Consider the following 22,546-nt stretch of genomic DNA (forward strand, 5'->3'; position numbering starts at 1 on the left):
CTGCGCGAATGGCGACTTTACCGCCACCCGCCACCCAAAGATCGGTAGACGTCGACCATGGCACTAAGCCGCTGTCGTTTGATATCGGCTACGGCCAGCTCGGCCTGAAGGGCATTGCTCTGGGCCGTGATGACTTCCAGATAGGTTGCCATTCCACTTTTGAACAGTAGTTTGGCATTGTTGATGGCCCCCTGCAAGGTTTGGGCACGTGCCGTGGCAATCCGTTCCTGCTCCTGTACTTTCTCGTGCCGCACCAGCGCGTTCGATACGTCGGTGACGGCCGTATTCAAACTCTGCCGAAACTGAACCAATGCGGCCTCCCGCTGAATCTGACTCACTTCCAGTTGGGTTCGAAGCTGACGACGCTGGAATATGGGTTGTACCAGACCAGCCGCCAGGTTATAGAACAGGGAGTTGGGTAGTGCAAACCAGTTGCTGGCCTGAAAGGAATTTAGACCAGCACTACCGGTGATAGTCAGAGCGGGATACAGACTCGCTTCGGCCACACCAGCCCGGGCATTGGCAGCCACCAGGCTCAATTCACTCACCCGAACATCGGGTCGGTTGGCCAGCAACTGGGCCGGTACGCCCGTCAGCAACGTATCCGCCACCGGGTAGGTGGCGAGTCGGCTGCTACGGGCAATGGTGCCGGGCCAGTCGCCCAGTAGTTGCCGGATTCCGTTCTGTTCAATCGCCAGCGCCTGTTCCAGCTGCGACCGAAGCAGATCGGCATTCTGACGCTGGGCTTCGGCCTGTTGCACCGCCAATTCGGTTACGTCGCCCGACTGTTTCTGAAGTCGGATCAGCCGCACAATGGAATCCCCCAGGGCAACGTTCCGCTTTGCAATCTCCAGTTGAGCGTCGAGCAGCAAGACGTTGAAGTAGCCCGTTGCTACGCTGGCTACCAGATTCGTACGCACCGCTTTGGCCGCTTCTTCGGTTTGCAGGAATTGGGCCCGTGTGGCTTCATTCTGCCGCCGGATGCGTCCCCAGATGTCGGCCTCCCAGGATAACGCCAGGTTGGCCGAGTAGTCTTCCAGATGCCGGGTACCAATAAAATTTTCCAGGCTCAGACCGTTCAGGCTGTTACGCGAGGGCGTAACGGTCGATGCAGCTACTTGCCCGTTGACGGCAGGTAACAGCGCATAGCGTGTCTGCCGAACATAGGCCTGATTTTCCTCGATTCGTTTGATAGCTACCTGTAAATCGAAGTTGTTCGTCAGCGCCGTGCTGATCAGGTTCTGCAAGTCGGTATCCCGAAAAAACTGCCGCCAAGGCATCAGCGCTACGCTGGACGTGTCGACCAATGGGCGCTCTGCGTATTGTTCCGGTAGCTGAACGGTCGGGCGTCGGTAGTTCTGCCCTACTTTACAGCCCGAAACGAGCAGGGTAAGTATGAGTATGCCAATGAAAAGGCGAGACGACGAAAAATAAGGTCGTGTCATGATTTAATTACGAGTTATGGGGTGGCTGGCGAAGGCTTCTTCGGCCAGCGCTTTGCGTTCTTCGGGCGTTTTAGGCCGTTTGATCTTCTCCTGAATCCCCTGAAAAATGACAAACAGCACAGGAATGATAAACAGCCCCAGCAGAACGCCGGTCAGCATTCCCCCCGCCGTACCGATGCTAATTGAGTGATTTCCCTTGGCCGATGCGCCCGTGGCTCCCATCAGCGGAATCAGACCGACGATAAACGCAAACGAAGTCATCAGAATCGGGCGTAGCCGTAGCCGGGCCGCATCGAGCGCCGATGCCAGCAGACCCATCCCCGCCTGTCGGCGCTGGGTGGCGTATTCAACAATCAGAATCGCATTTTTCGCCAGCAACCCAATAAGCATAATCAGACCGACCTGCACGTAAATGTTGTTGTCGATACCTGCCAGATTGATAAACAGGAACACGCCCAGAATCCCCGTCGGAATGGAGAGCAGCACCGCCCAGGGCAATACGTAGCTTTCGTACTGAGCCGCCAGCAGAAAATAGACAAAGACCAGGCTAAGCCCGAAAATCAGACTCGACTGACCACCAGCCGCAATTTCTTCCCGCGTCATGCCCGTCCACTCGTAGGTGTAGCCCACGGGTAGTTTGGTCTTCGCCACTTCCTCCACCGCCCGGATGGCATCGCCCGTGCTGTAGCCCGGCTTAGCCTGTCCGTTGATGGCCACCGAAGTGAAGAGGTTGTTACGGGTGATGGCTTCGGGTCCGTATACGCGTTTCAACCTAGCCACCGTCGTCATGGGGACCATCTGACCAACGGAGTTTTTCACGTAAATACTGTTCAGCGACGCCGGATCGGCCCGATACGGCGCGTCGGCCTGGGCAATAACGCGGTAGAATTTACCAAATCGGTTGAAGTCCGACGCGAACGAACTACCGTAGTATACCTGCATCGTTTGCAGAATATCATTGGTCGAAATGCCGAGCTGCTTGGCTTTCTTCACGTCCAGTTCCAGTTCGAACTGGGGCGTCTGCGTGTCGAAGGTCGTGAAAGCAGCTGCGATTTCGGGGCGTTTTTGCAGTTCTTCGATGAAGGCATTGGCCGTCGCGCTGAGCTTGTCGAGCTTACCGCCAGTCCGATCCTGCAACAGCAATTCAAACCCATCCACGTTACTGAAACCCGGCACCGTAGGCATGGTAAACACATCGACCCGGCCTTCTTCCACACCCGCTACCTGCCTGCTCACCGTATCGACCACCTGCTGCAACTCTTTCACGGCACCCCGCTCTTCATACGGTTTCATCTTGACGAATCCGGCCGCATAGGACGGACTTGCCGAGTTGGCGATCATGTTGAATCCGCTGATTTCAATATGCTGCTCAACGGCCTGCGTTTTGTGCAGAATCCCTTCAATTTTATCGGCCACTTTCTGCGTTCGCTGTAGGGATGCCCCCGCCGGAAGCTTCAGCGAATACGCGATGAACCCCTGATCTTCGGAAGGAATAAAACCCGTAGGCGTGGTCCGCATCAGGAAAACGGTTAGGGCCGTTACCAGCGCCAATCCGCTTAACCCAACCCATTTATTCTGAATCAGAAACCGCAGGCTACCCACGTATTTGTTTGTCAGCGATGCAAAACCCGCGTTGAAGGCATCGAAGAAGCGGTTCAGAAATCCTTTTTTCGGATGATGCGTATCGTCGCCATGCGGATTTTTCAGCAGTAGGGCGCATAAAGCCGGACTCAGCGTTAGCGCATTGACCGCCGAAATCAGAATGGCGATGGCTAGCGTGAATGCAAACTGCTGGTAGAAAACCCCTGCCGGACCGTTCATAAACCCGACTGGCACGAACACGGCGGCCATGACCAGCGTAATAGAGACGATAGCTCCCGAAATTTCCTGCATGGACTGGAGCGTGGCCGACCGGGCCGACTGCCGACTCTTTTCCATTTTGGCGTGAACCGCTTCAACCACGACAATCGCATCATCGACCACAATCCCAATGGCCAGCACCAGCGCGAAGAGCGTCAGCAGGTTGATCGTAAAGCCGAACAGTTGCATGAAAAAGAACGTACCGATAATGGCCACCGGCACCGCAATGGCCGGAATGAGCGTTGAACGGAAGTCCTGCAAAAACAGAAACACCACGATGAACACCAGAATAAACGCTTCGATCAGTGTGTGCGTCACCTGGTCGATGGATTCGTCCAGAAACGTTTTGGTGCTATAGCCAATGGTGTAGTTGATCCCTTTAGGAAACGCCCCGGCGGCTTTGTCCATGATTGCCAGAATAGCCACCTGGATGTCGTTGGCATTCGATCCCGCCATCTGGTTGATGGCGATTCCGACACTGGGTTTCCCATTCACCCTGGTATCACCACTGTACGTAAACGACCCAAATTCAATCCGTGCTACGTCCTTGAGCTGCACCATCGACCCATCGGCGTTGGCTTTCAGGATAATGTTTTCGTACTGCTCCGGCTGGTTGAGTTTACCCTTGTATTTAATGACGTACTCAAAAGCTTCCTCACTTTTCTCCCCGATTTTACCGGGGGCTGCTTCCAGATTCTGCTCCCGAATGGCGCCAATAACCTCCTGGGGCGACAAACCGAGCGCCACCAGCCGATCTGGCTTTAGCCAGATTCGCATGGAGTAATCCTTCACACCGAAGACCATCACCTGCCCTACCCCATTCACCCGCTGTAACTCTGGAATCAGGTTAATTTTGGCATAGTTCTGCAAAAACGTTTCGTCATAAACGGCCGCATTGCTGTTCAGGTTGAGGATCATGATCATGCTGTTCTGCTGTTTCTGCGTCGAAATACCAGCCTGAATCACTTCGGTAGGCAGCAGACTCGTCGCTTTGGCAACCCGGTTCTGCACGTTTACAGCAGCCAGGTCGGGGTTGGTGCCCAGCTTGAAATAAATGTTGATCGCCACCGACCCATCGTTACCCGACGACGACGTCATATAGGTCATGTTTTCGACCCCGTTGATAGCCTCTTCGAGCGGTGTCGCCACGGAGCGGGCCACCACTTCGGCATTGGCACCGGGATACGATGCGGCTACCTGCACACTGGGTGGGGCGATTTCGGGAAACTGCGTGACGGGTAGTGTCACCAGAGAAATCCCTCCCAGAATGACCAGCAATATGGAAATAACTGTGGCCAGAACCGGGCGTTCGATGAATAATTTAAGCATAGTTTTACCAGAAACGGGCCAATTAGATCAGGTTGATCAGCCCGATGAATGGATCTGAATTCTTACAGTGAACGACTGACCAGACTATCGCTGGCAATCAGTCGGGGCGTGATAGCATCGCCATCGCGAAGTCGATCGATTCCCTCCCGCACAATGCGCTCGCCCGGCCGAATCCCGTTGTCGATCAGGTAGAAATTGCCGCTCTTCCCGGCAATCTGGAGCGGTTTGCTCACCACCTTGTTACTGTCGGCAACGGCAAACACAAACACACGGTCCTGCCGCTCGAAGGTTGCTTCCTGTGGTACGACCACCGCCGACGGGTGTTGCTCGGGAATGCGGACACGACCCGTAATGCCCGACCGCAGAAGACCCTGCGCATTCGGAAACACGGCGCGGAAGCTAATGGCCCCCATCGTTTTGTCGAACTGCCCGGATACCATTTCGATCCGGCCTTTCTGTCCGTAGGCTTTGCCGTCGGCCAGCACCAGCTCAACCGGGGGCAACTTCCGAATCTTATCGGCCAGACTTCCGCCCGCAGCCTGCCGGGTAAACCGCAGGAAATCAACTTCGCCCATCGAGAAATACGCGTAGATGTCGTGAACATCCGACACCGTCGTCAGGGGCAGCGCTTCCGAACGCCCTACCAGGCTCCCCGCTTTATAGGGCAACCGACCAATAAACCCACTGGCTGGCGACGTAATGAGTGTGCGGTTCAGGTTAACATTGGCGTTCCCCACCATCGAGCGGGCCTGTTCGACATTGGCTTTCGCAGCCGCATAGGCCGACTGCGCGGCTTTGAGCTGCACATCCGACACAACGTTGTTTTCGACCAGGGGGGTCAGCCGGGCCACTTCCAGCGCGGCTTTATCCAGATTAGCCTTGGCCGCCAGTAAGGTGGCATCGGCATTGCCAACCTGCTGCTGGTAGGTGCGGGTATCGATGCGGAACAGAGGCTGGCCTTTCCGAACGGCAGCACCTTCATCGACGTATATTTTTTCCAGATACCCTTCCACCTGTGGCCGGATATCGACATTAACGCGCCCTTCCAGCGTAGCCGAAAATTCCTGATACGTCGTTACCGAGGCCGTTCTGACCTGCACGACTGGCAGGGTCGGAATCTGCGTGGGAGCTGACGTTTCATTCGTTGAGGAACCACAACCAAACTGGCTCATAACCAGTATCAACGCCAGATAACGCGACGATTGCTTGTGGATAGTTTTAGTAACTTTCATCAGATTGTAAAACAGTGGTTGATGGGTGGTTTTTGATAGGCTGTCAAAAACTACCCGTCAACTGGGAACAGCAATTTGGCCTGAACTATTCCAGCCACATTAAAAATTAATTAAATCACAACCCACGCTTACTGTAGGTCGGCGGGGATCTAGTCCATAAATGACTGATCATCTGAGAACAAAATACGCTCCTATCTTCGTGATAAAACGACTAAAAATGACCAACCTCTTTTTTTCGATGACCAATTCGGTTGGTCACTTTGGCCTGAAAACTGGATTATTGTCGTTGAAGCTCCCGAGGAAACCGGCAGAAATCTTCCTTACGACTTAACGTATCAACCGTTGCCCCTGACAACCCAGCAGATAGCCGAGGAACAAACGCAAAATCGTTACCCAACTATTTGTGTAGTCAAATAACTACATGTATATTTGTAGTCAAATAGCTACACGATGAATTTACGACGAGATGTATTTCAGGCCATAGCCGACCCGACCCGACGGGCAATCCTGCTGCTGGTAGCCTCGCAGGCGATGACAGCCGGTGCCATTGCCGCCAACTTCGATACGGCCCGGCCAACCGTTTCCAAACACCTGCACATTCTTACCGAATGTGAATTACTGCGTCAGGAGCAGGCAGGGCGGGAAATCTACTACCATTTAAATCCCAAAAAGATGAAAGAAATAGCGGATTTTATCGAGCCGTTCCGCCAGATGTGGGATGATCGATTCAACAAACTGGAAGCCATCATGAAGAACTATCAAGCCAACCAATAGAAACCACATGGAGCCAAAAACCAAAGTCCATGCCGAAGCAGGCAAACAGGAGTTAGTGATCACACGGGAGTTTGACCTGCCGCTCGAACTAGTATTTAAAGCGCATGTAGAACCCGACCTGGTGGAGCAATGGATGGGGACGAAAGTGCTGAAACTGGAACCTAAAAAACACGGTAGCTGGCAATTCGAAACCACTGACCCCATAGGGAATAAACACGGCTTCAACGGAGTTTTTCACGAGTTTGTCCCGAACCGGAAAATCACCCGAACCTTCGAAATGGAGAGTGCCCCCTTTGGCGCTCAGCTTGAGTTTCTGGCGTTTGACGAACTCTCACCGACTACCAGCCAACTAACGATGCATGTCATATACCGATCCGTCGGGATCAGAGATCAGGTATTACAACTGCCCTTTGCCAAAGGCATCAATATGGCTCACAATCGCTTACAGGACACCGTAAACAAGTTGATCACTAACTCCTTATGAACAATAAACAGCAATTATCGCCCGATCAGCAGACTGAACTCCTCAATACGTTAAACGTGCGTTTTGCAAAAAATAGTAATCGTCATACAGGCCTTGATTGGACAGCCGTACTGGCAAAGCTGGAAGCAGCTCCCGAAAAACTTTGGTCGCTGTATGAAATGGAGCGTACGGGTGGTGAGCCAGATGTGGTCGGTCAGGATACGGGCACGGGTGAGTACATTTTTTTCGATTGTTCGCCCGAAACCCCTAAAGGTCGCCGGAGTGTTTGCTTTGATCGGGAAGCACTGGACTCCAGAAAAGAAAACAAACCAGCCAACACCGCTCTGGATATGGCGGTGGAAATGGGCGTTGAACTGTTGACAGAAGAGCAGTATCGGCTGCTACAGACACTCGGAAAGTTCGACCTGAAAACATCGAGCTGGATCGCTACCCCTCCGGCCATCCGAAAACTGGGCGGAGCACTCTTTTGCGACCGTCGCTACGATACGGTTTTTGTGTACCACAATGGCGCCGAATCCTATTATGGCGTTCGGGGTTTCCGGGGCTCGCTTCGGGTTTAGGGCTTAATTAAACCGCAAGGACGCTAAAGCCGCTAAGAAGTATCATAACTCTCTTTGCGTCTATAGAGTCCTTGCGGTTTTAGAAACCAAGTTTATATTTCTTCCACTAACTCCCGGCAATCGGGCTTCCGAAAATACCGACGGCCAGTTCGATCCAGATCAGCACCAGCGCCAGCAGAATGGCACCGCAGAGGGCAAGTCGGTATTCGCGTTTGCGTACCGTTCGCAAAACCAGCTCACACATCAACCCAGTACCGAGCAGCAGCGTACCCGCTACGATAAAATCAAAAAGGCTCCAGTTCACCTCATTCGTAAACTGCATGGCAATAAAGGGAATCGATAATAGAATAACTACTGCCCCCAAAATCCCGGTAAGTCTTGTGTTCTGAGTGATCATGTCTGTACTGTTTTAAAGTCTGGAAGCAAATTTACCAAAGAACTTTGTATTACAAAGTAAATAGATAAAAAAATGATTTATCTCTCGCAAGTGTATATACTGTATTCCCATGAGTACACCATTCATACTTACTTAGCATTCGTTAACCTTTGCTGTATATCGTTCACAAATTCGACGGAGACGCCTGCAATATCGGCAACTTCCTCAAGTGATAGGGATAGCTTAGTAAGCAGATTTTTTACAACCCGCTCTTCAGCTTTCTCTTCACCTTTGTCGAATCCACGCAAATAGAGGACATCCCTTTCTTCGCTGATAAACTTGGCAATACTATCCATAGTTGTCTTTAATACAAGCTCTAAATTACGTAATTGGGCTAATACCCGCAATTGACTGAAGTATCTCCTCAACGAAAAATCACCTTTAGCTGTTTCTTCAATACGTTCAATGATACTTTTCAGAACTGCTTCTGGACTACTAGTGTTAAAATTGGCTAACACGGCTAAAAGGATTTCTTCCGGTTTATTCGCTTTTAGGAAAAGCCGGTAATCGATCTGGATAAATGAAATCAGAGGAAAACGGAATCGCAGAACGTCTACATCTAGCTGGGTTGGCATTTGCGGTTGATTTGCTCCAAGAAAGATTACGAACTGCCGAACAGCAGTTTTATATTTTCTCACCAGCATAATAAAATATTCAGCCATTCGGTAAACCATCTCTGGCTCATCTACTAGCTGAAATTCGATGTGAAGTACGAATGTAGTCCCGTGCACATCAGTAATCTTTTTTAGGACATCAGGCTTGCGTTCTTTAGTATGCTGAATATCGTCTGGCAACTCCTCAAGTTCAACGGCGGTGATACCAAGAATGGTATCCATCAAACTTGGCAGCACAGCTTCTATATTCTCCCTGAAAATCTTGTCATATTGATTCACCTGCTTAGCCATGTAACAAAAATAACTAAAAAGAATAGTTATTTCCTGAATAACCCGAGATTCGTTTACATGCTAACATGCTATAACCAACGGAGAAAATCGCATAGTTAACAGTGGATTATTACTATTAATTTTGTCTTTTATGCAATCCGTCTGTCATGAGCGCCTGCCGATTCCTGATCCGATATACGTTACTAGCTACTGCGGTGGCATCACTTTCACCCGTGTGGGGCCAAACGAACGCCTTGGTCAATACGTCGAAAAGTTCGTTTGCCCGGCTGGAAAGTACAGACCTCAACGCCGTAAAATGGACAACCGGTTTCTGGGCCGACCGCTTTGCCGTTTGTCGCGATTCGATGGTGCCGCATCTGTGGGATACGTATACCAATCCGAACGTAAGTCATGCCTTCCGCAATTTTGAAATAGCCGCTGGTCTGGAATCGGGGAACTTCAAAGGGCCATCGTTTCACGACGGGGATTTCTACAAAACGCTGGAGTCGGTGGCGAGTATGTATGCACTCACGAAGGATAAAAAGCTGGACGAGCAGATGGATAGGGCCATTGCCGTAATCGCCAAAGCACAGGCCCCCGATGGCTACGTATACACCAAAGCGATCATCCAGCAAAAGAAGACCGGCGAATCCACGCTGGGCGAATCCACGCCGGGCGAATCCACGCCGGGCGAATCCACGCTGGGCGAGAAAAAGATGTCCGATGGGGCAGCCTTCCGCGATAAGCTTAGCTTTGAAGCCTACAACTTCGGTCATCTGATGACAGCCGCCTGTGTGCATTACCGCGCAACGGGCAAAACCTCCCTCCTGAACATTGCTAAAAAAGCTACTGATTTTCTGATTGGGTTTTACGATACGGCTACCCCCGAACAGGCCCGCAATGCCATTTGCCCGTCGCATTATATGGGCATTACCGAAATGTACCGGACAACCCACGACCCACGCTACCTGACACTCGCCAAAAAGCTGATCGACATTCGGGGCCTGACCGAAGGCACCGACGATAACTCCGACCGGGTTCCGTTTCGGCAAATGAAAAAAGTGATCGGACATGCCGTTCGGGCCAATTACCTGTTTGCCGGAGCCGCCGATGTCTTTGCCGAAACCGGCGACAGCACGCTACTGGCTACGCTCGATCTGATGTGGAACGATGTCGTAAATCGGAAAATGTATGTAACGGGTGGCTGCGGGGCGCTATACGACGGTGTTTCGCCGGAAGGAACGTCGTATAAACCTGATACAGTCCAAAAAATTCATCAGGCTTATGGCAAGGCGTATCAGTTACCCAACCATTCGGCCCATAACGAAACCTGCGCCAACATCGGCAACCTGCTCTGGAATTACCGGATGCTTCAGATTACGGGTCAGGCCAAATATGCCGACGTGATGGAACTGGAGTTATACAACGCTATCCTGTCGGGCGTAAACCTGGGCGGTACGACGTTTTTCTATACGAATCCGCTCAGTGCGTCAGACGATTATCCCTATCAGCTGCGCTGGATGGGCGGTCGGCAGTCGTATATCCGACTCTCGAACTGCTGTCCACCAAACACGGTACGGACAATGGCCGAAGTGAGCAGCTATGCCTACAGCATTTCAGATAAAGGACTGTGGGTAAACCTCTTTGGCGGTAGCCAGTTGACGGCCACACTGAAGGACGGTGCCCCTATTCGCCTGACACAAACGACCAATTACCCCTGGGATGGTGTCATTAGCCTTCAACTGGAACAGGCTCCGGCAAAACCCTTCTCTGTTTTTGTCCGGATTCCAGGCTGGTGTCAGGGGGCCACCATCAAGATAAATGGCGTAACCGTCTCAACGCCTATCCGTTCGGGCGAATATGCCGAGATCAACCGTGTCTGGAAAGCCGGGGACAAGCTCGACATTAACCTACCGATGCCCGTAAAACTGATCGAATCGAATCCGCTGGTTGAGGAAAACCGTAATCAGGTAGCCGTTAAGCGTGGCCCCCTCGTCTACTGTCTGGAATCGGTCGACAATCCAAAAACGAAGTTGACGAGCGTAGCCCTATCGCTGAGAAATACCTTAAAACCTATACCCATCACGATCAAGAATAGTCCGCTGCTGGCACTGGAAGGCGATGCCAGCCTTTTGACTGAAAGCAACTGGACTAACCAGCTCTACCGGGAGGTCTCCGAAAAAGCACCGGCCTCCACGCGCGTACGACTGATTCCGTACTACGCCTGGGCCAACCGGGGCCATTCGGAAATGGAAGTCTGGATTCCGTTTATTCGATAATCTGAACGGTTCAAAACGCATTCGGGAACATGTTTACGCCTAAAATTGCTTCTCTTCTAGATAGCCGTAGCAATTGATGGAGCATGTATTAGACAATCCCGCCTGGAACGCCCTGGTATCGGGCAACAAACACTTAGGTGATGGTACAGACAACGTAAAGTACTTTATGCCTGAGGTATCGCCGTTCGTTGCCCTGCAAGAAAACACAGCACAGAATCTTCACCTGCTCGATGCGGCAATTCCCTTTAACAGTCCGATTGGGTTTATTACGACAATTCAATTACCCATTCCTACCCCCTGGACGCTTTTGCAGCGGGTAGATGGCTTACAGATGGTTTACGATTCCGTTGCCGAAAAGCCCCAAACCAACCTGCCGATCAGACCCTTGACAAGCGCGGATGTTCCCGACATGCTTGCCCTGACTCAGTTAACCCGCCCCGGCCCCTTCTCAACCCGGACAATCGAATTCGGCCATTATGAAGGAATCTTCGACGAAGATAAACTAGTGGCTATGACCGGACAGCGATTGAATCCGTTCAACTATGCTGAAGTCAGTGCCGTCTGTACTCATCCCGACCATCTGGGCAAGGGCTACGCCCGGCAACTGATCTCGAATCAGCTCTACCGAATCCAGCAGAGCGATGGTGTTCCTTTCCTGCATGTGCGCTCCGATAACAAGCGGGCTATCCAGATTTACGAAGCAATGGGTTTCAAGGTCAGGACTGAAATTTATTTCTGCTTTATCAAACGCAGCTAAACGAATAACCAAGTGCTAACTTTTTAGAGCGAAATTCGCCCAGCACTTTGTGTATACATCGTCTCTACCTGGATAAACAGTGCCGAATTAACAATAATAAACACGATAGAATACCAAAATCCATAATGGGGCGTAAGTAAATGAGCGGAACTAGTTTAGAGTATGCAGCAAGGACGTTTCTCCATACCCTATTCCGCTACTATGCTACAACTTCCAGAAAAAATGATGGAGATGACGAATCTCACCAAAAGAATATCGACTGGCTGTTTGAGTAAGCTGTTTTCTGACAGGATTTACAGGATGAACAGGATTCTTCTGGGCATATAATCCTGTTCATCCTGTAAATCCTGTCAGAAAAACGTACTCCCTAGGTAGCAATAATCAGCTCGATTTCGTTGTCGTGAAACACCTGCTTGTGTTTCTCTTCGATACCCGCATCTGTAATAATGTAATCGATCAGCGACAAAGCACCCAGACTGGCGAAAGCGCTTTTACCGATCTTGGTCGAATCAGCGACTAGATAGGTCGTGTCGGCCGCGTCGATCATCGCTTTTTTGACGACCAGATCACTGATACTCGGATAGGTCAGACCCGATTTGAGGGAGATACCTGCCGTAGCCAAAAACAACTTCTGCACATTGATTCCCTTGAAGAAATCGGCGGCTTTCTGCCCGGTCAGCGACAAGGTAGGCGGCTTAAACTCGCCCCCGGTCATAATCACCTCGATACCGGGTTCGGCTCCCAGAATCAGCGCAATATTCAGGGCGTTGGTAATGACTGTCAGGTTTTTGTAGCCCCGCAGCTTTTTAGCGATCTCGGTCGTTGTCGAACCGGAGTCCAGAATGATGCTGTCGCCACTTTCGATAAACTCCAGGCATTTGTTGGCAATGGCTTCTTTCTTATCAATATTCTCCTGGTTGCCGAGCGAAAACGTACGCACCTGATCTTCGACGTTTTTCAGATAAGCACCCCCATGTTCTTTAATGACCAGACCGTCTTTTTCCAGTTTCTCCAGGTCCTGACGAATCGTCACTTCGGTCACTTTGAAGATCCGGGCCAGGTCGACCACCTTGGCAGATCCGTCTTCCTTTAACAGTTCGAGTATTTTATCCCGGCGTTGGTTCGGCAGCATACTGACTTCTTTCATATCGAAAACAATCAAAAGTAAAGAAAAGAATCATTCCCTTCGGCAATCTGGTGAGGCCATCGACACAAGCTCAGTGCATTAGTCCTGTTCCTTCGTCTATCAATGAACCATAGCCACCCACTCTAAACCGAAAACGGCTAATCGGAACGCATCAGGCACGTTGCTAAAATCATACAAACCGCCGAAAAAATCATACAAGTTACCGGACTGGAAAATCTCATTCTTTGTACATGCTAAACCCACTGGTTAAAACCCTGTTTCCTGTATACCTTATGTTGGTCCTCTTTCTGACCTGTGGTTACCCAGGGGAAGCCCAAAAAATCGATTCGCCTAAACTTTCTGTCTCCCAAAATGGCCGATTTCTGGCCATTGGTACTAACAAACCCTTTTTCTGGTTGGGCGATACGGGCTGGCTGTTGTTTACCCGACTGACGCGCGACGAAACCGAACAGTATCTCGAAAACCGAAAGCAGAAAGGCTTCAACGTTGTGCAGGTCATGGTTTTGCATACGCTGGCAGCCGCCAATGTCTATGGCGATTCGGCCCTCATCAATAAAAACATCGCAACCCCGAAACTCACTGATGGGGCCTCTTTCAGTGACGCGACCCAATACGATTTCTGGGACCATGTTGATTTTGTAGTCAACAAAGCTGCTGAAAAGGGCATATATATAGCGATGGTGCCGCTTTGGGGCAACAATGTCAAGAGCAAACTGGTCGATCAGCAACGGGCGAAAACCTTCGCCGAGTTCCTCGCAAAACGCTACCAAAACCGACCGAACATCATCTGGCTAAACGGGGGCGACATCAAAGGCAGCGACTTACTGGAAGTGTGGAAAACCATCGGCCAAACCCTCAATCGGATCGACACAACTCACCTGATCACCTTTCATCCACGCGGTCGTTCATCGTCGTCGGAGTGGTTTCATAATGAACCCTGGATGTCCCGACCAGTCGCTCATCGCCAATCAGGACAATCGGTACGAGTATCTGGTCGCCAGTCGCGGCCCTGATTACGCGCTGGTTTATACGTACACTGGGCACACCATCAGGCTGAACATGGGCAAACTGCCAGGCAATACGATAGCGGCTTCGTAGTACAGCCCCCACGACGGGTAAACAACTGCCATAAGCTCCTGCACGAAAGAGATGTATCTATTCAGTTCATAAACTGGCTAACGAGGGACTGCATTCACTGATCGCTGGAGCGGTTTATTCCGCTGATGGAACACGAACAGACAACGGTAATCATCTGGACACCCGAACTGTTTTACGACGACGTAGCCGACCAGTTCGTGATTAGCTGGGCTTCTACCATTCTCGGCCGATTCAAACGCGGCCCAACCCCAACGGTCAAAACCTATTATTATCTGTTTCCACGAATTTAACCGGAGTCGATGTTCAACAGGCCCTATAGCCGGTGAGTAGACTCATACGATTCTTACGGCCAATCTGGTTGCTGACCCCAGGCTCCTAAATGAATACCTGGATTACCACGCCACACAGTTTGAGAAATGGTCGAAGGTGTCGGACGGGTTCTTCAATGCACAGTTTCAGCAGCTGCTGTTATACCGAAACGGTCGGCAACTGATGCTGGTAATCAGCATTCGGAAGCATAAAAGTCTGGATAAACTTAATACCAAAACCACCGAAAACAATCCACGTGTCGATGGCTGGAACACCCGCATGAAGAAATACCAAGAAGGCATTTCCGGTACGAGCCCAGGAGAAGTTTGGGTGTAATTAAAGATACTACCTGAGTAAGGCCTTTATCCGATCCGACAAAGCAAAGACAATAAACTTGCCTATTATTCCGGCCCGACGCTTCAAATCGTAGAATTCAGGCTGGCAATTTCTACGTTCATGCCAATCACGGTTTTCATAACGACACAACTCCACGTTATGACAATGCAGCAGCTGAGTTAGCCAGGAAACGTACGATTGCCTTTTTCAACGCAAAATCAACATAACATTAAGTATAATGATTAAAGCAGGGCTGAAGGCTTTAAAAAGCAACAGCCCTGCTTTAATTAACCATAACCCCGTTACTTGACGGTTATAGACAGTGTACAGGTCTGCCCGCCAAAACTGAGCGCAAAATTGGCCGTACCCGCTGCTGATGGTGTTCCAGTGATGGTATAGACAATAGTCCCATCCCCTTTAGCCAGACTACCTGATACCAAAGTTGCATTCAGGCCTGTCACACCAGTCGATGCGATAGCAGTGCCCGCGGCATACGATCCTCCATTGCCACCTATATAGGGCACCGTAGCGGTCGCGGTATAAGCTGTACCACTAACGGCAGAAGCAGAAAGCACGGCTGATCCGCAAGTAAGACCAGAAACCGCTGGTGATACGGTAGTCGAACCGGGTGAAGTGACAGGTAGAGACACCGTACAGGTCTGTCCGCCAAAACTGATAGCGAAATTGGCCGTACCCGCGGCTGATGGCGTTCCCGTGATGTTATAGACGATACTTCCATCACCACTGGCCAGTTTACCTGATACCAAGGTCGCATTCAGGCCTGTCACACCGCTTGATGCGATGGCAGTGCCTGCGGCATACGCTCCTCCATTGCCACTTGTATAGGGCACCGTAGCGGTAGCGGTGTAAGAAGTGCCGCTAACGGCAGAAGCCGAAAATACGGCTGATCCGCAGGTAAGGCCAGAAACCGCTGGTGATACGGTAGTCGAACCGGGTGAAGCGACGGGTAGAGACACCGTACAGGTCTGTCCGCCAAAATTGATAGCAAAATTGGCCGTACCCGCTGCTGATGGCGTTCCCGTGATGTTATAGACAATACTCCCATCCCCTTTGGCCAGATTGCCTGATAGTAAGGTTGCATTCAGGCCTGTCACACCGCTTGATGCGATGGCAGTGCCCGCGGCATACGATCCTCCATTGCCACCTGTATAGGGCACCGTAACGGTCGCAGTATAAGAAGTGCCGCTAACGGCAGTAGCAGAAAACGTGGCTGATCCGCAGGTAAGGCCAGAAACAGCTGGTGATACAGTAGTCGAACCGGGTGCAGTGACGGGTAGAGACAGTGTGCAGGTCTGCCCACCAAAATTGAGCGCAAAATTGGCCGTGCCAGTTCCCGATGGTGTTCCGGTGATAGTATAGACGATACTTCCATCCCCATTGGCCAGATTACCTGATACTAAGGTCGCATTCAGACCTGTCACACCGCTTGATGCGATGGCACTGCCCGTGGCATAAGAGGCCCCATTGCCACCCCTATAGGGCACCGTAGCGGTAGCGGTGTAAGAAGTACCGCTAACGGCAGAGGCAGAAAACGTGGCTGATCCGCAGGTAAGGCCAGAAATTGACGCCGAACTGGGCGTTAAGTCAGTGTCTGTTTTTTTGCACGAGATCACCGTCACGAGCCCCAGCAGAAGGGCTATCAAAATTGATAAATACGTGGTTCTCATTTTTACAATCTGGTAATATGATTAGTTATTAGTACGATGAGATAAACTCCATTTTGGCAAAAGTGTTAGACACCTTGTTTACCCACTGAGGTGCTTTTGGAGCCTAGGTAAGTAGACAGCTTGCTTTAGTTTGCGAGATGAGCTGACCCTCTTGTCCCATTAAACCCCTGAATATCATTGACACAACCTCATACGTTTAGCGAACACGTTCCTCAATCGAGTAGCAGACCGCAACGCAACTAATTCAAGATTGTAGAATGATTTGCTAAGAACCTACAAGGTCTTTGAGAGCTTGTAGGTTTATTTTTGTTCTACTTATGAAACGTACCCGTCTTCTGCTCCCTGCACTTTTCTTAGAAAGAAGCCGCTCGTTTTTTTGTCGATTTTCGGGTGAAAGACCCGAAGACTGGCTGGCTAATCAGCACCCCATCGAACTCACCCGAACATGGTGGACTACTGGCGGGTCCAACGATGGCTCACCAGATCATTCGTGATCTGTTTAAAAACTGCATAGCAGCCAGCGAACTCTTGAAGACAATGGATGGCAGATAGTAATCTTCGAAGTAACTGAAACTATTCGGTTAAGGCTATGATATATAATTAAAATACTTACTTCCTAGAGTACGTATAGGTAAATATTCAGATTGTTAATCTTTTGGGATTGCTCTAGTTACAATTTTTACACCTATTAGCATATGAAAACAAATATACCACGCTATTACTTCCGAATTTTTAAGGCAAACACGACCATTTTTATTAGCCTATTTTTTCTATTAACTCTTGGGGGGCATTATTATTTAGGTGCTACCCCTACACACATCCATAACGAAGAAGACAGTATATTACTGAATACACTTACTGATGCTAGCCTATCAAGTGAAATAGGTGTGCTCGAGAATATGCCTCCCGTTGTTGTAAGTGGAGGGCTAACTTCTCCAATTAAAGTTACAGTAGGTGTTGCCGTTACCATTGCTACTGCCTACGCATTTAATGACCCCGAAGGGCATCCATTAACCTACATATCCAGTCCTTTACCGACTGGATTAAGTATTAATGCTGCTACGGGTGTTATCTCGGGGACTCCTACAACTCCTTCATATAAAGCAGGGATTACAGTAGGTGCTGTAGACGATGCAGGAGCCACTGCGTACAGTGGCTTTTATATGACTGTTAGCAACCCTTTGCAAAGTGTAATAGCGACACCACAATCGGCTACAGTAGGAATACCTTTTTCAACTACAACAGCCTATGCATTTTATGGAGGAGATTTACCTGCCTATAATAAATATAGCTCTTATAGCTTACCCACTGGATTAACTATCAACGACATTACAGGAGTTATATCGGGTACGCCTACCACTCGGGGCTTGTTTGGGGTTACTATAGTAGCCCGCGACTTATATGGAGAAGAATCTTACCAAGGTTTTTATTTAAATATTCAAGGTAATCCATCTATCAACGAACCACCGGGAGTAGTTGGAAGCGGATTGATTTCCCCCCAATCCGTCAGCATTGGTCAAGGCCTTTCAATTCCTAGTGCCTATGCGTTTACTGACCCGGAAGGACACGCCTTAACGTATTCGTCCAGTAGCCTACCTCAAGGGTTAACCTTGAATACTGTTACAGGCGTTATATCCGGTACACTTACTACCATGGGCCGCTTCGGTATTACGATTGGCGCTACAGATGATGGAGGTTCAACAGTATATAGTGGCTTTTATCTATTAGCGGGTTTAGATCCATCAGTTAACCTTCCCCCAATAGTGGTTGGCAGTGGTATACAATCGCCACAATCAACTACGCTAGGCACAGCCGTTTCAATTCCTACTGCTTATGCATTTTCAGATCCTGAAGGTAGGCCTTTGGTTTATTCTTCCAGCAGCCTCCCTGCCGGCTTGACCCTTAACACAAGTACAGGGATTATTTCAGGGACAGCTGTTAATGGGGGCACAGCAGGTATTACGATTGGCGCTACAGATGATGGAGGTTCAACAGTATATAGTGGCTTTTATTTTAACGTTAATGAGCCTCCTTATGTAGTCGGCACCGGCCTAACTTCTCCTATACGATTAACTTTAGGTGTATCGGTAACTATAGCAACCGCTTACGCTTTTAATGATCCAGAAGGGGCAACACTACAGTATTCGGCCTCTAACACCATTCCAACCGGATTAAGTATCAATCCGGCTACAGGCGTTATTTCGGGCACGCCCACAATCCCTACTCCGCGAGCTGGTGTCACCATAGCTGCTACTGACCCGGAAGGAGCCTCTGCCTATAGTGGTTTTTATATAACGGTGAGTGGCCCTGAAGGTGGACGCTTAAGTGAGCAGTCGCTCAACGACTTGGGAGATTATTTACAGGTAAAAGTGCTAAGTAACCCTACAACATCCGAACAAATAGAACTGGAGATTCGAGGAGCTGATGGCCAGCCTGTAATGTTACGTAGTTTTAATGCTCAAGGCACGCTACTCAGCGATTACTCACTTAACAAAGCTGGTTTTGTAGAACAGCAACGGATCCATATAGGATCGGTAGCCGGATTGTATTACCTACAGGTCAGTACGGCCAATCAACAAAAGGTTATAAGAGTTTTAAAGAACTAGTTTATACTATCTACAGATCGTTATGCCTGATGAATACAAAAACGGTTAACGTTATAAAGCACTAATTGAGAGAGAAATGTAGCAATAGAATCTATCTCGCTCCAGGCTATTATTAGTTTGAGACAGTTGTCTATTCTGAAGCTGACGCATAAACGTTACCCCCGAAATAATTGATTTCGGGGGTAACGGCACATTTGTCTTTAAAATACCAGAATCCTCTAAAGCGTTCTCAGCTTAATATTACGGAACCAGACACTCGTATTCCAATCCTGAAGACCAATGCGTCCGCTGTATTTGCCTTTGCCAACAGGGGCATCTTTCAGCTTACTGGCGGCCATCCGCTTTTTCCAGTCGGCACTGGTCAGGTCGTGTTCCTGCACCACATACCCATTGATCGTGACGGTCAGTTTATTTTTTTTCAGCATCACCTCCACTTTATTCCAGGTCCCTAGCGGTTGAGGCTCCTGAATACGGACATCAGCGATGCCAAAGAGGTCGCCGGAGTTGTGCGGATGTTCTACCGCTTTCTGATACAACACATCATCGCCCACCTGCACCTCCAGACCCGTGTTATAGATCTTCTCGTTCTTAGGCGCTTCCTCGACGAAGAAAAAGAAACCACTATTGGTGTACTTCTCAATTTTATACTCCGCCTTAAAGGCAAAATCGCCGGATATAACAGCATCAGTGACTAAATCGCCACCGTCGCGAACCGTACCAGTTGCCGTTTTGGGCACATCCAGATGCAAAACGCCCTGTTCTACTTTCCAGGAAGACGGCACACCTTTACCATTGTATTTATGCCAGCCTTTGAGATCCTGGCCATCAAAAAGCAGCTTCCATCCCTCTTTTTTCTCCTGTGCCGACAAGGTATTAAGCGACTGGGCCTGCACACCAGCAAAAGCCAGCATCAGGAGCAAACTGCAAACAGATCTTTTCAAAAACATAGTGATTAGGATTGAATCTACATAAGCCAATCGCCCGACGAAACTCCTCATTCCACACTCGTTTTCACCTCGTCCACCTAACCTACTATACCAGCTGAAACAGGCCATCGAATTATGATTTTGCGGCTAAACTTTACGGACTAAATTATGCCGCAAACGACCCATTTATTGCCGTTTTTACCCCCCATTGATCAGCCCGAAAAGCGGTAAATTTGATCTATCAAATCAACCAAACAACAACGACAAATGACACACATCCAGATTAACACTACCAATCGGAAAGCCCTTAAAAAGACGAATATCCTATACTGGATACTAACTGGTTTATTTGCATTTGTAATGGCAGGCTCGGCCATTCCCAACATCATGGTCAATCCCATGTCGGTGCAGGGGTTTCATGAAATGGGGTATCCAACCTACATCATTCCGTTTCTGGGTTGGGCTAAGTTGCTGGGTGTGGTGGCGATTCTGGTTCCGGGCTTTCCTAGGCTTAAAGAATGGGCGTATGCCGGACTCATCTTTGATTTGCTGGGGGCTACGTATTCCGTCGCGAATAGCGGTAAAGAGCTTGTCCAGTGGGCGCCGATTTTTATTTTTGTGGCGCTGGGCTTTGGTTCGTATTATGCCTATCACAAAAAACGGAAAGTTTTGGCACTCCAGCATCCTGCGGCAACTCAGCGCGATTTCCAACGCAACGACCCTGCTCAGGTAGCCTAAGCTCCATATATTTTTCAAGCATGTATGCCCGTAGTCTGATTGGCTACGGGCATTTCTATTTTATACAAAGGCAGCAGCCGCATCTTTCAGTACCGGTATCTGATCCTCTTCCGATACGTCAAGCGCGTTGAAATCATCGCCCGAGCGAACCACATTGTCGATGACATACAAGGGTTGCAGCGTACCGCTGGTTCGCAATGCGTTCCTCCCATTCTTTGCTGGCTTTTCCATGTCTATTCCAGGTCGCGATATTGCTGCACGATGGTTTGCTGCACATGGGCTGTTTTGTTCACATCGGTCAGGCCCAGCGAAGCCACTATTTTAGCAGCCCGTTCATTCAATACACGTGTATAGGCAGCTTCTTTTTCCTCGCTCGTCTGCTCCTGTCCTACAGCCAACCCCACGCTTAAGAAGGCAATCAGGGTGCCCAATAAGGTATTTTGCAGCCCAGAACGTAGTGCAAAAAACAGGCTTTTCGACGCTGGCTGACCTAACATTCGACAACTGCCTAGCTGAGCAAAATCCTTCATGAGAGAGTCTGTAGAAACTGGCAAAAACACGGTTAAACAATACTTTTCTATAACACGATACAAAAATAGGCTACGACCAGGGGTAACAACTGTATTTTTTCGCCAATTTATTGTAGGAAATTATCATAGAGAAAATGTGAATAATTTGGATTATTTCGTTTAGGTTTGTAATCAGGTTCCCGCCAACCTATGTAATGAAGCGCCTTCTCTTGCCATGAAACCTCTATTTCGAAAAGTAACGGCCAACCTCGAAACGTCGTACACGGTTCGGCACGACGTTTTACCGCATTTCAAGAACATCTGGCATTACCACCCTGAACTCGAACTACACTATATTATCAAGGGCGAAGGGGTGCGGTTTATTGGGGATAAGATCAGCAACTTTTCACCGGGGGAGATTGTGCTGGTCGGCGAAAACTTACCGCATACCTGGCGAAGCAGTGATGAGTATTTTCAAAACGATCCCGATCTACATATTGAAATCATCGTCATTCACTTTTTGCCCAATTGCTTGGGTGAGCATCTGCTGAAACTTCCCGAGGCCTACCTGCTGCCCCGGCTTTTTGAAAAGGCAAAAAGTGGTATGGTCATCAATGGAAAAGCGAATACCAAACTGGCCGAACTGATGCAGCAGGCCATCGATGCTACGAATCTGGATAAGATTCTGATTTTGTTTTCGATCCTGAAAACACTGGCTGAAACCGAAGAATACGAACCGATTGTGAATGGTCAGGCTGCTTTTTACCAATCGAACGAAACCGATACGCTTCGCCTAAACAAAGTGTGCAACTACACGCTTACTAACTACCGGAAAGACATTACCCTGGATGAAATTTCGTCCATCAGCAACCTGAGTGTCACTTCGTTTTGTCGCTATTTTAAGCTGATGACCAATAAAACGTACTACGATTTTCTGATTGAAATACGCATCAGTCATGCCTGCCGGGCACTGATTGACGATAAAATACCGACGGAAGTCATCTGCTTTGACTGCGGCTTCAACAACGTGTCGAATTTTTACCGCCATTTCAAGAAAGTTACCGGTCTGACACCCCTGGAATACAAGCGTCAGTATTTGAAAAAAGGCCGTATGGCAGTTGCCTAACCTAACAAAGCTGCATTTTTTAA

General features: G+C 49.4%; 23 protein-coding genes and 1 pseudogene. 14 read left to right on the forward strand and 10 right to left on the reverse strand.

Annotation, left to right across the window (positions count from 1 at the left end; genetic code table 11):
• Window positions 1-17: 17 nt before the first annotated feature.
• The 3 genes from BGO59_RS23360 to BGO59_RS23370 form a co-directional block, all read right to left on the reverse strand.
• Window positions 18-1,445, reverse strand: a complete 1,428-nt coding sequence (locus BGO59_RS23360; RefSeq protein ID WP_293687262.1) for an efflux transporter outer membrane subunit — start codon at window positions 1,443-1,445, stop codon at window positions 18-20.
• 3 nt (window positions 1,446-1,448) lie between these two features.
• Complete coding sequence (locus BGO59_RS23365; RefSeq protein WP_293687263.1) at window positions 1,449-4,634, reverse strand: efflux RND transporter permease subunit; 3,186 nt, start codon at window positions 4,632-4,634, stop codon at window positions 1,449-1,451.
• Window positions 4,635-4,696: 62 nt separating this feature from the next.
• A complete protein-coding gene (locus BGO59_RS23370; protein ID WP_293687265.1) occupies window positions 4,697-5,866 on the reverse strand; it encodes an efflux RND transporter periplasmic adaptor subunit in 1,170 nt (389 codons plus the stop codon).
• Between the two features lie 450 nt (window positions 5,867-6,316).
• On the opposite strand from BGO59_RS23370, the gene BGO59_RS23375 reads away from it, so the two are divergent.
• Genes BGO59_RS23375 through BGO59_RS23385 form a run of 3 tightly spaced genes read left to right on the forward strand, consistent with a single transcriptional unit; the run spans window position 6,317 to window position 7,684 of the window.
• Window positions 6,317-6,640, forward strand: coding sequence for a helix-turn-helix transcriptional regulator (locus tag BGO59_RS23375; RefSeq protein ID WP_293687266.1), 324 nt, complete (start codon window positions 6,317-6,319; stop codon window positions 6,638-6,640).
• A 7-nt stretch (window positions 6,641-6,647) separates the two neighbouring features.
• Window positions 6,648-7,124, forward strand: coding sequence for an SRPBCC domain-containing protein (locus BGO59_RS23380; protein WP_293687268.1), 477 nt, complete (start codon window positions 6,648-6,650; stop codon window positions 7,122-7,124).
• On the forward strand, window positions 7,121-7,684 hold the full coding sequence (locus BGO59_RS23385; RefSeq protein ID WP_293687270.1) for a DUF4256 domain-containing protein: 564 nt from the start codon (window positions 7,121-7,123) through the stop codon (window positions 7,682-7,684). The genes BGO59_RS23380 and BGO59_RS23385 overlap by 4 nt, the downstream gene beginning before the upstream one ends.
• A 106-nt stretch (window positions 7,685-7,790) precedes the next feature.
• Here BGO59_RS23385 and BGO59_RS23390 read toward each other — a convergent pair whose 3' ends face one another.
• Together BGO59_RS23390 and BGO59_RS23395 are read right to left on the reverse strand one after the other, a co-directional pair.
• A complete protein-coding gene (locus tag BGO59_RS23390; protein ID WP_293687272.1) occupies window positions 7,791-8,081 on the reverse strand; it encodes a hypothetical protein in 291 nt (96 codons plus the stop codon).
• 128 nt (window positions 8,082-8,209) lie between these two features.
• Window positions 8,210-9,025, reverse strand: coding sequence for a hypothetical protein (locus tag BGO59_RS23395; protein WP_293687274.1), 816 nt, complete (start codon window positions 9,023-9,025; stop codon window positions 8,210-8,212).
• 146 nt (window positions 9,026-9,171) lie between these two features.
• Here BGO59_RS23395 and BGO59_RS23400 point away from each other — a divergent pair, with 146 nt between their 5' ends.
• Window positions 9,172-11,283 (forward strand): glycoside hydrolase family 127 protein, encoded by a 2,112-nt coding sequence (locus BGO59_RS23400; protein ID WP_293687276.1) that lies wholly within the window; start codon window positions 9,172-9,174, stop codon window positions 11,281-11,283.
• Window positions 11,284-11,359: 76 nt separating this feature from the next.
• Window positions 11,360-12,040, forward strand: coding sequence for a GNAT family N-acetyltransferase (locus BGO59_RS23405; protein ID WP_293687278.1), 681 nt, complete (start codon window positions 11,360-11,362; stop codon window positions 12,038-12,040).
• A 367-nt stretch (window positions 12,041-12,407) separates the two neighbouring features.
• Here BGO59_RS23405 and BGO59_RS23410 read toward each other — a convergent pair whose 3' ends face one another.
• The gene (locus tag BGO59_RS23410) at window positions 12,408-13,172 is read right to left on the reverse strand and encodes a DeoR/GlpR family DNA-binding transcription regulator (protein WP_365981588.1); all 765 of its coding nucleotides are present in this window, start codon (window positions 13,170-13,172) and stop codon (window positions 12,408-12,410) included.
• 287 nt (window positions 13,173-13,459) lie between these two features.
• Here BGO59_RS23410 and BGO59_RS23415 point away from each other — a divergent pair, with 287 nt between their 5' ends.
• The 5 genes and pseudogenes from BGO59_RS23415 to BGO59_RS23430 form a co-directional block, all read left to right on the forward strand.
• Entirely contained in the window at window positions 13,460-14,200 is a 741-nt protein-coding gene (locus BGO59_RS23415) for a DUF4038 domain-containing protein (RefSeq protein WP_293687282.1), read from the forward strand.
• Complete coding sequence (locus BGO59_RS36460) at window positions 14,178-14,285, forward strand: putative collagen-binding domain-containing protein (protein ID WP_365981589.1); 108 nt, start codon at window positions 14,178-14,180, stop codon at window positions 14,283-14,285. Before BGO59_RS23415 ends, BGO59_RS36460 begins: the two co-directional genes overlap by 23 nt.
• A gap of 125 nt (window positions 14,286-14,410) precedes the next feature.
• The gene (locus BGO59_RS23420; protein WP_293687283.1) at window positions 14,411-14,575 is read left to right on the forward strand and encodes a hypothetical protein; all 165 of its coding nucleotides are present in this window, start codon (window positions 14,411-14,413) and stop codon (window positions 14,573-14,575) included.
• 64 nt (window positions 14,576-14,639) lie between these two features.
• Window positions 14,640-14,930, forward strand: coding sequence for an L-rhamnose mutarotase (locus tag BGO59_RS23425; RefSeq protein WP_293687549.1), 291 nt, complete (start codon window positions 14,640-14,642; stop codon window positions 14,928-14,930).
• Between the two features lie 113 nt (window positions 14,931-15,043).
• A pseudogene (locus BGO59_RS23430) lies at window positions 15,044-15,157 on the forward strand (dienelactone hydrolase family protein); the annotation flags it as partial.
• 75 nt (window positions 15,158-15,232) lie between these two features.
• Here BGO59_RS23430 and BGO59_RS23435 read toward each other — a convergent pair.
• A complete protein-coding gene (locus tag BGO59_RS23435; protein ID WP_293687285.1) occupies window positions 15,233-16,618 on the reverse strand; it encodes a hypothetical protein in 1,386 nt (461 codons plus the stop codon).
• A 390-nt stretch (window positions 16,619-17,008) separates the two neighbouring features.
• Here BGO59_RS23435 and BGO59_RS23440 point away from each other — a divergent pair, with 390 nt between their 5' ends.
• Window positions 17,009-17,170, forward strand: a complete 162-nt coding sequence (locus BGO59_RS23440) for a hypothetical protein (RefSeq protein ID WP_293687288.1) — start codon at window positions 17,009-17,011, stop codon at window positions 17,168-17,170.
• Between the two features lie 143 nt (window positions 17,171-17,313).
• Window positions 17,314-19,224 carry a putative Ig domain-containing protein gene (locus tag BGO59_RS23445; protein WP_293687290.1) on the forward strand — a complete coding sequence of 637 codons (1,911 nt, stop codon included), beginning with the start codon at window positions 17,314-17,316 and terminating at the stop codon, window positions 19,222-19,224.
• A gap of 218 nt (window positions 19,225-19,442) precedes the next feature.
• Here the strand turns inward: BGO59_RS23445 and BGO59_RS23450 are convergent, their stop codons facing one another.
• Window positions 19,443-20,171 (reverse strand): DUF1080 domain-containing protein, encoded by a 729-nt coding sequence (locus tag BGO59_RS23450; RefSeq protein WP_293687292.1) that lies wholly within the window; start codon window positions 20,169-20,171, stop codon window positions 19,443-19,445.
• 246 nt (window positions 20,172-20,417) lie between these two features.
• Between BGO59_RS23450 and BGO59_RS23455 the strand changes: the two genes are divergently transcribed.
• Window positions 20,418-20,888, forward strand: coding sequence for a DoxX family protein (locus BGO59_RS23455; RefSeq protein ID WP_293687294.1), 471 nt, complete (start codon window positions 20,418-20,420; stop codon window positions 20,886-20,888).
• Window positions 20,889-20,948: 60 nt separating this feature from the next.
• On the opposite strand, the gene BGO59_RS23460 is transcribed toward BGO59_RS23455, so the two are convergent.
• Together BGO59_RS23460 and BGO59_RS23465 are read right to left on the reverse strand one after the other, a co-directional pair.
• Window positions 20,949-21,119: a hypothetical protein gene (locus tag BGO59_RS23460; RefSeq protein WP_293687296.1), complete on the reverse strand. Its 171-nt coding sequence runs from the start codon at window positions 21,117-21,119 to the stop codon at window positions 20,949-20,951.
• A 2-nt stretch (window positions 21,120-21,121) separates the two neighbouring features.
• The gene (locus BGO59_RS23465; protein WP_293687298.1) at window positions 21,122-21,418 is read right to left on the reverse strand and encodes a hypothetical protein; all 297 of its coding nucleotides are present in this window, start codon (window positions 21,416-21,418) and stop codon (window positions 21,122-21,124) included.
• 214 nt (window positions 21,419-21,632) lie between these two features.
• Between BGO59_RS23465 and BGO59_RS23470 the strand changes: the two genes are divergently transcribed.
• Window positions 21,633-22,523 (forward strand): AraC family transcriptional regulator, encoded by an 891-nt coding sequence (locus tag BGO59_RS23470; RefSeq protein WP_293687300.1) that lies wholly within the window; start codon window positions 21,633-21,635, stop codon window positions 22,521-22,523.
• Window positions 22,524-22,546: the final 23 nt, after the last annotated feature.

The sequence above is a fragment of the Spirosoma sp. 48-14 genome (assembly GCF_001898575.1).
GTDB lineage: Bacteria > Bacteroidota > Bacteroidia > Cytophagales > Spirosomataceae > Spirosoma.